We start from the raw sequence: 12,735 nt of genomic DNA, 5'->3' as shown, positions 1-12,735 counted from the left end.
CGATGGAAGGGACGCTTTCTTCCTCCTCCCGCCAAAGGACACACTTGACATGCAACCTTTTGGTTGCATAATATCCAACCATGGATGAAGTCTTCCGAGCGCTGGCCGATGTCTCGCGACGCGCGCTGCTGGATCGGCTTCATGCCAGGAACGGTCAGACGTTGAGCGAATTGTGCGACGGCCTCGCGATGACGCGGCAGGCCGTGACCAAGCATCTTGGAATCCTCGAAGCGGCCAACCTCGTCACCACGCTCAAGCATGGCCGCGAGAAGCTGCATTACCTGAATCCGGTTCCGATCCATCAGATCGGCGAACGGTGGATCAGGAAATTCGAGCGCGGGAAACTTGCCGCGCTCAGCGAGTTGAAACGGCAACTGGAGAAGCGTGATGAGTAAGCCGGAATTCGTCTATGTCATCTACATTCAGTCGACCCCGGAGAAGATCTGGCAGGCGTTGATCGATCCCGAGATGACAAAGGAGTACTGGGGCCGCCATCGGAACGTGTCGGACTGGAAGCCGGGATCGGAGTGGCGCCATCAGAATTACGACGACGCCAGCGACGTCGCGGTGGCTGGAACCGTGGTCGAAAGCGAGCCGCCCCGCCGCCTGGTGCTGACCTGGGCCGAGCCTGGTGGCAGCGACATCTCGCGCGTCGCCTTCGACATCGACGAGTTCATGGGCTCCGCGCGCCTGACGGTGACGCACACCGAGTTGAGCCCCGAGATGCTACGCAACATCAGCTCCGGCTGGCAGGCCGTGCTTTCCAGCCTGAAGAGCCTGCTGGAGACGGGAGCCTCGCTTCCGATGCTGCGGCGGCAATGGAAGAAAGCCGGCTAGCAGTGTGTTCAGTCCACCGTACGCCAATCGGGATTCACCGATCATGAACATCGAAAAATTCAAACCCGCGATCGTCTACACGATCTACATCGCCTCGACGCCGGAGAAGGTGTGGCAGGCGCTGACGACGGCTGAATTCAGCCGGAAATATTTCTTCGGCCATGCCGTCGAGGTCGATCTGAAGGTCGGCGGCGCCTATATCATGCGCACGCCCGATGGCGCGCTGCACATCAGTGGCGAGGTGATCGAATGCGATCCACCGAAGCGGCTCACCGTGACGTTCAACGTCAACTGGCCGGCGCTGGTGGAAAAACTCGGGCCGACGCTGGTAACGTACGAGGTCGAGCAAGCGGGCGACGCGGTGAAGCTGACGATGCTGCAGTCGCACGACCGCCCGCTCAGCGACGACATCCTGTCCGGCGGCCGCCAGGGCTGGCCGGCGATCCTCTCCAGCCTCAAGAGCCTGCTGGAGACTGGCAAACCGCTCGCGATCGAGATGGCGCCGCCGCAGCGGATGCTGGACGCGTTGAAGGAAATGGGAATCGGGACGCCTCAGTAGTCACTCGCTGTCGTCCCGGCGTTCGCCGGGACGACGGCGGAGTTTGGCGCGATCCCATCCACGCCAACCTGCGCCGCAACCAAAACGCCGTCACCCGCCCTGATTGCGATAGCTGAACGGATTCGGTAGGGTTGCTTCGAGGGATTCCAGCAGAAGCCATTTGAAAGCTGCCGCCCCGGTTTGACACAGGGGCATTTTCAACCGTCGCCGCGGACGGAGCGGCACACGATTGCCGTACATTGTTGGTTAAAGCGAAAAGTTGGTTGAGGCGAAAAGTCAGTTAAAGCGAAAATGCCTGATTCGAGCGCGAAAATAATGACCCGATGAGCTTGCGCACCCGGCTACTGATACTTGTTATCGCGGCCATGCTGGTGCCGGCCATTCTCGTGGGACTGCGCTTTGCCCAAAATCGCACCAGCGAGATAAACGCCGCCCTCGCCAACCTCTCGGCAACGGCCGACGCTATTTCCAAGGATCTGGACGAGAAAATCCAGGGCACGGCGCAGCTTCACTATGGCCTGGCCCGGGCCCGCGACCTCGACACGTCAGACAAGGCGGCTTGTTCGGACTTCCTTTCCGCGGTGCGCGAGGAATATCCGCAGTACACCGGGATATTGACCATCACGCCGGAAGGCGGCCTGTTCTGCGATTCGCTGCGAACCGACCGTATCCTCGACCTGCGGGATCGCGCCTATTTCAGGCAGGCGTTGACGGCGCACGGCACCATCACGCTGGAGCCCGTATTCGGCCGGCTGACGGGGACCTCCGTGTTGCAGATCGCATACCCCACCCGCACGGAATCTGGCGAGCTGAAATTCATCCTGCTCGCATCGTTCAACTTGCGCAAATTCGCCGAGTACGACAAGCGCCTCCTGAACGGCAAAGAGGTATTGCTCGTTGACAGGAAAGGCACCGTCCTCGTTGCCCCGCAGGGAAAAGGATGGGACCAGCCCGCCGGCGCATCGATCGCGAATTCGGACCTGTTCCGGTTTGCGACCACCTCGAATCGTGAGCCCTTCCACGAGATGAAGGATCGCGACGGCCGGACCCATGTATGGGCGGTCGCCCGCTCGCCTTCGATCCGGGATGCCGGCCTCTATGTCATGACCGGACTGTCCAAGGACGGCCTGGTTGCCGCCGCCAACCGCCGGCTCTACGAGGATCTGGCGATGCTTGCCGTGGCCTCGCTGCTGCTGCTCGCAGGGGTCTGGCTGCTGGCGACATTGGGAGTCGGCCGTCAGGTCGGGCGTCTCGCGGCGATGGCGAGGCGGCTCGGACTTGGCGATTTGAGCGCGCGGATTCCCGGGCCGCATCCGGGCGGCGAACTGGGCGGGTTAATGACGCTGCTCAACGGCACCGCCGAGTCGCTCGAGCGGCAGCGCGCCGCCATCGACGAACTCAATCAAAAACTCAGCCAATCCCAGAAGATGGAGGCGATGGGTCAACTCACCGGCGGCGTCGCTCACGATTTCAACAATCTCCTGACCGTCATCCTCGGTAACGCCGAGTACCTCGCCGAGAAATTGGCGGCGAATCGTGAACTGCACAAGATCGCCGACAGCATCGCAACCGCAGCCGAACGCGGCTCGGATCTGACGAGGAGCCTGCTCGCGTTCGCCCGCAAGCAGCCCTTGACGCCGCAGGACATCGACATCGGCCAGAAAATTCTCGGCATGGAACAATTGTTGCGGCGGACCCTGGGCGAACATATCGAATGCGAATTCCTGCTCGATCGGGACCTGTGGCGGGTCAGCGTCGATCCCGGGCAGCTGGCGTCCGCGCTGCTCAATCTGGTGCTCAACGCGCGCGATGCGATGCCGCAGGGCGGCAAGCTGACGGTCGAGATTCGCAATACGTCGCGCGATGAAACCGATGTCGACGTCAATGGCGAAGCCCGGCCCGGCGATTATGTCATGGTTGCGGTAACGGACACCGGCAGCGGCATGATTGCCGAGGTGGCCAGCCGCGCGTTCGAGCCGTTCTTTACCACCAAGGAAGTCGGCAAAGGCACCGGCCTCGGCCTCAGCATGGTCTACGGGTTTGCAAAGCAATCCGGCGGCGCGATGGCGATACGCTCCGAACCGGGACACGGCACCGTGGTCAGGCTTTTCTTCCCCCGCATCACGGCGCCGCACGCCGATGCCGCGCCGATCGCCGACAAGATCGCCGCGCATGCCGGCACCGAGACCATTCTGGTCGTCGAGGATAACGATCTGGTGCGCTCGTATGTTGAAAAGGAATTGAAGGAGCTTGGCTATCGCGTCATCGCGAGGCGCGACGGGCGCGAGGCGCTCGAGACACTTCGCCAACCCGGGAAGATCGATCTCCTGTTCACGGATGTGGTGATGCCCGGCGGCATGTTCGGACCGGAGCTTGCTAGGGAAGCCTCGCGCCTGCGGCCCGAACTCAAGGTGCTGTTCACCTCCGGCTACACCGAACATCCCGTCCAACCGCTCGACGGCCTCGACGGCGAAGCGCCGATCCTGAACAAGCCCTACCGGCGGAATGACCTGGCCCTGATGCTGCGGATGGTGCTGAAGGGGGATTGAGGGATGTGAGCGGCGGGGCCGTCGCTCGTCAAGAACCCGACACAAGCAGGAACACCACGACAAGATTTGCCACGAACAGCATCGCATCGATGACAAAGATCCGGAGCATCGGGCCCTTCAAGACGGGCCAGTATGCCACCCCGACACGTCCCCCGCGCATCAGGATCGGAAGATTATATGCGAACTGACTGAAGTGACACGCGGCAAAAAACAGCAACAAGGCAAGCTGCGCGTCAATTGCCCCGAAGAAAGCAGGCCGGAACGCCAGCAGATATAGCGACAGCAGACCGATCGGCAGGTTGATCCCGCCAAGAAACGCCACGCTGGCCGACAAAGTCGGCGCGATCGGATTTGCACGCTCCTCCCGCGGCACCAGTATCTTCAGCGTATTACTCTGGGCAACGCTGAACTGGATGAATGCGCCGCCGAACCAGAGCGCATTGAGGAGCAGCACGACATCCAGGAACCGCATGGCTACTTTCCGTAGAACGCTTCGCTGCGCACCACGCGGCCGGCAGCGTCGAAGTCCATGAACTCGCTGGCGCGTGTGTCGGCCAGTTGCCACCAGACTGTCAGGCGCGCGATCGTATCGTCCCAGCTCCAGCTCAGGATTTTGAGATCCGCACTCTCGATGCTTCCGTAAGCCTTCCGCCAGTAGGCGCGAATGTTCTCAGCCCCGGTGACCACCGGAGATTCCGTCAGTTTGAGCGCCAGGGGGCTGCGCATCTCCGCATTTTCGGCAAAGTGCGAGACGACGGCGTCGATATCGACCTTGCACCAGTTTGCACACCACGCCTCGACAAAGCGTCCGGCGGCTGCCCGGTCCATCGTCTGTTCTCGCATGCCTTCGCCCTCCCCGTCCGGTCTGACAGATCGCAAGAGTGGCACAGCGCGATTCTAACGTCAACTATGTTGACCTTAGGAGACGGTCAGTTGTTGTCCGCGATGACCTCCATAACGGCCATCCACGCGGCAGCGCCACGCGGGCCGACACGATCAAACGCCTCGCTCACAGCTTTGCGCTCGTAGTCTGATGCCCGTCGTTCAGTGCGTTTTCCTGATTCCGTCAGCCGCAGCAATTTGGAGCGATGCTGCTCGGGCGACCGTTTCGATGTCAGCATTTTGCGCTCCAGCAGCAGGTTGAGCGGCCGGTTCAAGGCTTGTTTGGATATGCCGAGAATTTCGATCAGCGAGCCGATCGAGACGTCGGGCTGTCGCGCGACCACGTAGAGAATGCGGTGGTGCGGGCGTGACAGGCCAAGGGTCGCAAGATACTGATCGGCGGCAAGCGTCATGCCGCGCCAGCCGTAATACATCAGCTCCAGCGCCGTGTCCAAATCATGGAGCTTGTTGAGCGAGGCGCGGTGCAACCCCGCGGCATGAGAAACAGTTTTTTGCATTTTCCTACCGCGTCGAATTGACGAAGAGATCTACCCCAACGCCCTTAACTCTCTTCGCAACACCTTCCCCGTCGCCGTCATCGGCAGGCTTTCCGCGAACTGTACGTAGCGCGGATATTCGTGGGCGGCGAGCTGCACTTTGACGAATTCCTGGATCTCGCGTGCCAGCGCGTCATTGGGCGCAAACCCCGGACGCAGCACGATCCAGGCCTTGATCGATTCGGTTCGGATCGGATCGGGAATGCCGACCACCGCCGACATCGCCACCGCCGGGTGCTTCATCAGCGTGTGCTCGATCTCCGACGGCCCGACGCGGTAGCCGGCCGTGGTGATGACGTCGTCCTCGCGGCTGACATACCAGAAGTAACCGTCGTCATCCTGGACGCCGAGATCGCCGGTCAATAAAAACTCGCCGGCGTATTTTTTCGCCGTCGCTTCCGGATTGCGCCAATATTCGATCATGGTGCACGGACAGGGCTGACGCACGCCGATGACGCCGCGGGTGCCACGCGGCAGTTCCTCGCCACTGTCATTGAGGATACGCACATCAAAGCCGGGCGTCGCCCGGCCCATCGAACCTGGCCGGATCGGAAACAGTTTTGAATTGCTGCCGATCACGAGGTTGCATTCGGTCTGGCCGAACACTTCATGGGCATCGACGCCGAAGGTCGCACGCACCCAGTCAAGCATTTCACCACCGAGCGATTCACCACCGGTGAAAATGCTGCGCAGTTTGACGCCGGAATGCTTGACGCCTGCGATCCGCATCAGCTTTAGCGCCGTCGGTGGCAGGAACACGTTGCGGATACTGTAATCCGCCATCATTTGCATCGCCGCCTGGGGCTCGAATTTGCGCGCGCGGTGCCCGACCAGCGGCACGCCGTGATACCAGAACGCGAACAGCGCGTTGATCAGCCCGCCGATCCAGGCCCAGTCGGCCGGCGTCCACATCAGATCGCCCGGCTTGGGGATAAAGTCGTGGCACATCTCGACATTCGGCAGGTGGCCGAGCACGACGCGATGCGCATGCAGCGCGCCCTTGGGATTTCCAGTGGTGCCTGACGTGTAGATGATCAGGCCGGGATCGTCCGCCGACGTATCGACGGTCGTAAAGTCGGGGGAAGCCGCCCGCAGCGACGGCCAGAACGGTTTGGTGCCGGCGGGCGTGCGATCGCCGATCACGTAGATGTTCTTCAACTCAGGCAATCGGTCGCGGATCTTTGCGAGCTTGTCCCAGCCGGCCTCGTCAGTGACAATGGCCTTGGCCTCGGAATTGGAGAGACGAAACTCCAGCGCGTCCTCGCCGAACAGCGCGAACAGCGGAATCGAGATCATGCCGGAGCGAAACGCTGCCAGATGCGCGATCGGCAATTCCAGCGACTGCGACAGAAATACCGCAACGCGGTCGCCGCGAATGAGGCCATCGGCTTTCAGCACATTGGCGAAACGGCGCGACATCTCGGCGACCTCGTCGAACGAGGTCCGCGTCGCGCTGCCGTCCTCGTCGATATAGATCAGCGCCAGGCGGCCAGAGCCATCGGCATGGCGGTCGCAGCAGGCGGTCGCGATGTTGAATCGCGCCGGGATATCCCAGCGGAAGTTGCGATAGAGTTCGTCGTAGGTGGCGGCTTCGGTGAACATGCGCGCCAGATTAGACCATTGCCGCTGCAGCACAAACCCCTTCCGCACGGCAACGGTTCAGTGCGGCGCCCGCTCCATTGCCAGTTCCGCCTCAAGGCTTGCGGCATCGCGATAGATCGAGGCGACCGCGAGCACGCGGCCGCCGCTTTTGTATTGCAGCAGGCAATCCTTCGCGGCGATATTGCCGTCTACCACAATCTCGTCCCACTTCTCGGCGTGACCGACATAGTTGATCGGCACGTCGTAATGTTGACTCCAGAAGAACGGAACGGCGTCGAAGACTTCGCGCTGTCCCAACATGTTGCGTGCGGCGGTCTGGCCCTGGCGTTCCGCCACCACCCAATGCTCAACCCGAATCCGTTCGCCGGAATGCGGATTGGGCCAGCGCGCAATATCGCCCGCCGCGTAGATTCCAGGCGCGCTGGTCTCAAGATAGGCATTCACCGTGACGCCGCGGTCGATCGCAAGTCCGGCCTTTTCGGCCAGAGCGAGGCGCGGACGCACGCCGACGCCGACCACCACAAGTTCGGCCTCCAGCACGCCGCCGCTCCTCAGCGTCGCCCGTTTGCCTTCGATTGCCGTGACGGTATCGCCGAGATGGAAGACGACGCCGTGCTCTTCATGCAGCGCGCGGATGAAATCGCCCATCTCGGGCCCGAGCACTCGCTCCATCGGCCGCTGCTCCAGCCCCACGACGTGGACTTCGAGATTTTTGGCTCGCAGCGACGCTGCCGCCTCAAGCCCGATAAAACTAGCGCCGATCACAAGCGCTCGACGCGCGCCGTCAGCCGATGCAATGATCGCACGGCAATCGTCCAGCGAGCGCAGCACATGAACGTGGGGCTGGTCCGCGCCGGGTATCGGCAGATGCACCGGCTCCGCGCCGGTCGCCAGCAGTAACCGGTCGTAGGGAATGACCTCGCCGCCGGACAGAACCACGCTCCGGGCCCTGGTGTCGATCGAGGTGACGTCGGCCTTGACCCGCAAATCGATCGCCGCCTCCGTGTAAAATCCGTCGGGCTGCAACGGCAGCCAGTCCTCCGGCGCGCTGCCGGCGAGATAATCCTTCGACAGGTTCGGCCGATCGACAGGCGGTGCTGCCTCGTTGCTCAGCATCACGATGCTGCCGCGATAGTCCTGCCGTCGCAGCATCGCGGCGGCGGCAAACCCCGCCGCGCCACCTCCAACAATGACGATCTTGCCGGGCGCATCGACGGCACCTTTCACGCGGGGCTTCGGTTGCTCGCGCTTCTCCCGGACAAAAATACGGTCACCTTCGTGCTCGACCTTCCAGACCGCGATCGGATTGAGCGCTGGGGCACGCGCGGCCTCGCCGGTGCGCAGATCGAAACAGGCGTGGTGCCAGGGGCAGCGGATGCTCTCGCCGGTCACGAGCCCTTCCGCAAGCGGCCCGTGATAGTGACTGCAGTGCGGGCCGATCGCGAAGATTTCGGAGCCCGCACGCACCAGCACGACTTCCTCGTCGCCGACATGGCCGAGCAGCGTCGGGCCGGAGAATTCAGAGAGCGCGATGCCATTTGACAGTTCGGGACCAGCGGGCGGGGCTTTTTGGTCGGCCATGGTGTCCTCCGCAGCGTGACATTTATCAATCCGCGGCCCAGCCCATCAGTTCCAACGCGCAGCCTCACCCCGCGAGCGCGGCTTTCACCAATCCGCTGGCCTTACCAAAGTCCATCTGGCCGGCGTATTTGGCCTTCAGCACCGCGATCACCTTGCCCATGTCCTTCATTCCGGCGGCGCCGGTCTCGGCGACCGCGGCCGAGATCGCCGCCTTCACATCATCTTCCGACATCTGCTTCGGCAGATACGCCGAGATGATTGCGATCTCCTCGCGCTCCTGCGTGGCGAGTTCGGCGCGGCCGCCCTTGTCGTAGAGTTCGACGGATTCCTGGCGCTGCTTGATCATCTTCTGGAACACACCGAGCAGGTCGGCGTCGCTGAGTGGCGGCTTGCCCTCCCCGCGCGCGGCGATGTCGGCGTTCTTGATGGTCGAATTGACCATGCGCAGCGTGGAGAGCTTGCGCTCATCCTTGGCCCGCATCGCGTCCTTGACCGCATTGTTGATATCGTCGCGCAGCATGTTTCAGTCCTTCAGCTTTCGGGCCTTATCTAGGTCGTCCGCGGCAATGAAACAACCGCAATAGACGCCTTGTGCAGCTCCCGATCCCGCTGCGACATAAGAATTCGGGGCCTTATCCCGGTTTGGATCGAAATGGGTTACAAGCAGGTTGTATATACCCCGTCCTCGATCTCAGAGACGATCCCGGCACTGTCAGCCATCCACAGCACCCTCCACTCAATGATGCAGGGAAACATGGCATCGCGGATATGGGCGGAGCGGCGACCGAGGCCACGCTCCCCTCTGGTTTCATAACCATGCTGCTCAAGCGAAGTCAGTAGTTCGGTTTCGGGAATGCCGATCGGAAACGTGGCATGGACGCGCTGGCGATAAACGTCTTTCCTATCAGGCAGTCCAGGGCGAAAAAATCCCCCACTGATGTCGCGAATAATCGGAGGGCGGCCAAACCAAAACCAGGCCTCCAGTCCAGCCGCGCCAACGACCACAAACAACAGGATCATGACCGCTGCCGTGACGCACTTACGGAGCATGCCGCGCGCGGCGTAAAGACGAGACCCGGCTACCTGTTGCTGCCTCACGCTTGATGGTTCTCCAAGCTTGCGGAATTTCGAAGAATTGCAATCCTGAAACTAACGACCGAAATCCTACCGAAAGGAAAACCGAAACGAGTAAATTCAGGATTCTAGCCTCGCAGCCATTCGGTCAGCGCGTCGGCGGTCGCCTGGGCCTGTTCCACCTGCGGCAGGTGCCCGCAATTCGGCAGCACCACCAGTTTGGCCCCCGGAATGCCGCTCGACATCTCCATCGAGAGCGAGTTCGGGATGGTGTTGTCCTGGTCGCCGGTCAGCACCAGCGTCGGACATCTGATCCATGCCAGCGTGGGGCGAGAATCCGGCCGGCCGATCACGGCCATCTGCTGGCGGACGAACGCCTCCGGCCCGATATCGTCACCCATGTCGTGGACAAGCTGGCGCAACGCGGCATCGCCCTGCCGCGAGGGGTGCACGAAGCCGGGAAACAGCTCGTCGAGCACGGCGCGGTACTCGCCGCTTCTCGCACGGGCGATCATGCCCTGGCGGCGGGTCGTCGCTTCGCCGGTGTCGGGCCGGGCCTGGGTGCTGATCAGCGCCAGCTTCGCCACCCGCTCCGGTGCCTGCCGCATGATCTCGAAGGCGATGTAGCCGCCCATGGAATGCCCGGCGAGCGCAAAGCGCGGCGGCGCCTCGGCCAGGATCCGCCGGGCGATCGCGCCCATATTGTCGTCGCGCTTGTGGTTGGCGACCGTCACGGGCCCCAACTGCCACAGGGCCGGCACCACGGGGCCAAAGAGCCGCGGCGAGCAGGCGAGACCCGGAACGAGCAGGATCGGCATCGTATCGTCCATACACGGGCTCCCGATGGGGCGGTTTTGCGCGAAAACGGGCTGGAAACGGGAACCCAGCTTAAGACAGCGCCGCAGCCTGTCAAATATGCAGGGAAACCCGTGTGAATCTGCGTTTTTTGGGGTTCACGCGGCAGGATGTGGCGACTATGTAATGCGCTCATGACAATACCTGAAAACTCGTCAGCCTGGCCGGACCTCAAACCGACCGCGCTCCTCGTGCTCGCCGACGGCACCGTGCTGGAAGGCTTTGGCCTCGGCGCGGAAGGCCAAGCGGTCGGCGAAGTCTGCTTCAACACCGCGATGACCGGTTATGAGGAGATCCTCACCGATCCCTCCTATGCCGGGCAGCTCATCACCTTCACCTTCCCGCATATCGGCAATGTCGGCACCAACGACGAGGATATCGAGACGGTGAACATGGCGGCGACGCCGGGCGCGCGCGGCGTGATCCTGCGTACTGCGATCACCGCCCCCTCGAACTACCGCTCGGCAAAACATCTCGACGCCTGGCTGAAGGCGCGCGGCATCATCGGCCTTTCCGGCATCGACACCCGCGCGCTGACCGCGCTGATCCGCTCCAAGGGCATGCCCAATGCCGTGATTGCGCACGCCAAAGACGGCAAGTTCGACCTCCATGGCCTGAAGGAAGAAGCGCGCGAATGGCCGGGCCTCGAAGGCATGGACCTGGTGCCGATGGTGACGTCCGGCCAGCGCTTCACCTGGGACGAGACGCCATGGGGCTGGGAAAAGGGTTTTGGCCGCCAGACCGCGCCCGAATTCAACGTGGTCGCGATCGACTATGGCATCAAGCGCAACATCCTGCGGCTGCTCGCCGGTGAAGGCTGCAAGATCACGGTGGTGCCGGCGACGACGTCGGCCGAAGACATCCTGGCGTTGAAGCCGGACGGCGTGTTTCTGTCCAACGGCCCCGGCGATCCCGCCGAGACCGGCAAATATGCGGTGCCTGTCATCAAGCAGGTGATCGATTCGGGGACGCCGACCTTCGGCATCTGTCTCGGCCATCAGATGCTGGGCCTCGCCGTCGGCGCCAAGACCAAGAAGATGCATCAGGGCCATCACGGCGCCAATCATCCGGTCAAGGACGAGACCACCGGCAAGGTGGAGATCACGTCCATGAACCACGGTTTTGCGGTGGATCAGGACACGCTTCCCAAGGGCGCCACCCAAACCCACGTCTCGCTGTTCGACGGCTCCAATTGCGGCATCCAGCTCGACGGCAAGCCGGTGTTCTCGGTGCAGTACCACCCGGAAGCCTCACCCGGCCCGCGCGATTCGCATTATCTGTTCAAGCGGTTCGCCGATCTGATGCGGGCGAACAAGCGGTAGCATCCCCGAGGCGTCATCCCCGGGATGAACGCAATTGCGTTCAACCGTAGGTGCTCGCCTCTTCGGCGAGCCTCGAAGAATGAGACGTTCGAGCCCGCGGCGCATCCTTCGAGGCGCGCAAGCCAGCGGCGCAATTGCGCCGCCGAGCGCACCTCCCGAGCGAACGCAAGTGCGTTCGTCCGGGGATGACGTCGGCGCTCGCGGCAATCCGATCCTTTCTCGAAATACCATCCATGACCGGATCGACGCCGGGGCATGACGAGATATCATGTGACGAACGCCCCGCCGTCGCGCTATCTGGTATAATATTATAGCCGACATTTAACGCACAGGAATTCCCATGGACTCCTCCGCCACCCCCAGGATCGAATACGGCGTGACGCCGACCAGCGTGATGGCATCGATGTCGGGTCTCGAGTTCGTCCGCGCGATCTTCGAGGGCAAATTGCCGGCGCCGCCGATCATGGAGAATGTCGAACCGTTCGATTCCACCGCCGAGAACGGCGTGGTGACATTCCACAGCGTGCCGGGCTTCCGGCACTACAACCCGATCGGCTCGGTGCATGGCGGGTACGCCGCGATCCTGCTGGATTCCGCTATGGGCCTTGCCGTCCACACTGCGCTGCCCGCCGGCACCGGCTACACCACGCTCGAATTCAAGATCTCCTTCATCAAGGGCATGACCAAGGATACCGGCCCGGTGAAGTCGGAAGGCCGCACGCTCAGCGTCGGTCGACGCGCGGCCACGGCCGAGGCGCGCATCACCGATTCCAAGGGCCGCCTGCTGGCGCATGCCACCACCACCTGCCTGGTGTTCGAAATCCCGAAGGGATGAGCCAGGGGAACGCGAGGCGCTGACCGCGGTTGATATCGTAGGGTGGGCAAAGCGAAAGCGTGCCCACCATCTTGCTTCTGGT

General features: G+C 62.5%; 14 protein-coding genes. 6 read left to right on the top strand and 8 right to left on the bottom strand.

Annotation, left to right across the window (positions count from 1 at the left end; genetic code table 11):
- Positions 1 to 80 precede the first annotated feature (80 nt).
- The 4 genes from ACSQ84_RS26570 to ACSQ84_RS26555 all read left to right on the top strand — a co-directional run bounded on the left by ACSQ84_RS26570 (position 81) and on the right by ACSQ84_RS26555 (position 3,945).
- The gene (locus ACSQ84_RS26570; protein WP_436214674.1) at positions 81 to 395 is read left to right on the top strand and encodes an ArsR/SmtB family transcription factor; all 315 of its coding nucleotides are present in this window, start codon (positions 81 to 83) and stop codon (positions 393 to 395) included.
- A complete protein-coding gene (locus tag ACSQ84_RS26565; RefSeq protein ID WP_436214673.1) occupies positions 388 to 837 on the top strand; it encodes an SRPBCC family protein in 450 nt (149 codons plus the stop codon). Before ACSQ84_RS26570 ends, ACSQ84_RS26565 begins: the two co-directional genes overlap by 8 nt.
- A gap of 43 nt (positions 838 to 880) precedes the next feature.
- On the top strand, positions 881 to 1,396 hold the full coding sequence (locus tag ACSQ84_RS26560) for an SRPBCC family protein (RefSeq protein WP_436214672.1): 516 nt from the start codon (positions 881 to 883) through the stop codon (positions 1,394 to 1,396).
- Positions 1,397 to 1,719: 323 nt separating this feature from the next.
- Positions 1,720 to 3,945 carry an ATP-binding protein gene (locus ACSQ84_RS26555; protein ID WP_436214671.1) on the top strand — a complete coding sequence of 742 codons (2,226 nt, stop codon included), beginning with the start codon at positions 1,720 to 1,722 and terminating at the stop codon, positions 3,943 to 3,945.
- Between the two features lie 28 nt (positions 3,946 to 3,973).
- Here the strand turns inward: ACSQ84_RS26555 and ACSQ84_RS26550 are convergent, their stop codons facing one another.
- The 8 genes from ACSQ84_RS26550 to ACSQ84_RS26515 all read right to left on the bottom strand — a co-directional run bounded on the left by ACSQ84_RS26550 (position 3,974) and on the right by ACSQ84_RS26515 (position 10,471).
- Positions 3,974 to 4,417, bottom strand: coding sequence for a hypothetical protein (locus tag ACSQ84_RS26550; RefSeq protein WP_436214670.1), 444 nt, complete (start codon positions 4,415 to 4,417; stop codon positions 3,974 to 3,976).
- Between the two features lie 2 nt (positions 4,418 to 4,419).
- On the bottom strand, positions 4,420 to 4,788 hold the full coding sequence (locus tag ACSQ84_RS26545) for a nuclear transport factor 2 family protein (protein WP_436214669.1): 369 nt from the start codon (positions 4,786 to 4,788) through the stop codon (positions 4,420 to 4,422).
- An 86-nt stretch (positions 4,789 to 4,874) separates the two neighbouring features.
- On the bottom strand, positions 4,875 to 5,345 hold the full coding sequence (locus ACSQ84_RS26540; protein ID WP_436214668.1) for a MarR family winged helix-turn-helix transcriptional regulator: 471 nt from the start codon (positions 5,343 to 5,345) through the stop codon (positions 4,875 to 4,877).
- A 30-nt stretch (positions 5,346 to 5,375) separates the two neighbouring features.
- A complete protein-coding gene (locus ACSQ84_RS26535) occupies positions 5,376 to 6,986 on the bottom strand; it encodes an acyl-CoA synthetase (RefSeq protein WP_436214874.1) in 1,611 nt (536 codons plus the stop codon).
- Positions 6,987 to 7,043: 57 nt separating this feature from the next.
- Positions 7,044 to 8,567, bottom strand: a complete 1,524-nt coding sequence (locus ACSQ84_RS26530; RefSeq protein ID WP_436214667.1) for an FAD-dependent oxidoreductase — start codon at positions 8,565 to 8,567, stop codon at positions 7,044 to 7,046.
- A gap of 64 nt (positions 8,568 to 8,631) precedes the next feature.
- Positions 8,632 to 9,087, bottom strand: coding sequence for a GatB/YqeY domain-containing protein (locus ACSQ84_RS26525; protein ID WP_436214666.1), 456 nt, complete (start codon positions 9,085 to 9,087; stop codon positions 8,632 to 8,634).
- Positions 9,088 to 9,224: 137 nt separating this feature from the next.
- A complete protein-coding gene (locus tag ACSQ84_RS26520) occupies positions 9,225 to 9,587 on the bottom strand; it encodes a hypothetical protein (protein WP_436214665.1) in 363 nt (120 codons plus the stop codon).
- A 182-nt stretch (positions 9,588 to 9,769) separates the two neighbouring features.
- Complete coding sequence (locus ACSQ84_RS26515) at positions 9,770 to 10,471, bottom strand: alpha/beta fold hydrolase (RefSeq protein ID WP_436214664.1); 702 nt, start codon at positions 10,469 to 10,471, stop codon at positions 9,770 to 9,772.
- A 159-nt stretch (positions 10,472 to 10,630) separates the two neighbouring features.
- On the opposite strand from ACSQ84_RS26515, the gene carA reads away from it, so the two are divergent.
- Positions 10,631 to 11,818 carry a glutamine-hydrolyzing carbamoyl-phosphate synthase small subunit gene (gene carA / locus ACSQ84_RS26510; protein ID WP_436214663.1) on the top strand — a complete coding sequence of 396 codons (1,188 nt, stop codon included), beginning with the start codon at positions 10,631 to 10,633 and terminating at the stop codon, positions 11,816 to 11,818.
- A gap of 340 nt (positions 11,819 to 12,158) precedes the next feature.
- Positions 12,159 to 12,653: a PaaI family thioesterase gene (locus ACSQ84_RS26505; protein ID WP_436214662.1), complete on the top strand. Its 495-nt coding sequence runs from the start codon at positions 12,159 to 12,161 to the stop codon at positions 12,651 to 12,653.
- The last annotated feature ends 82 nt before the right edge of the window (positions 12,654 to 12,735 follow it).

This window comes from Bradyrhizobium sp. LjRoot220 (genome assembly GCF_964252915.1).
GTDB lineage: Bacteria > Pseudomonadota > Alphaproteobacteria > Rhizobiales > Xanthobacteraceae > Bradyrhizobium.
Note: the sequence above shows the minus strand (reverse complement) of the source record. Positions and strands in the feature narration are given on the sequence as shown.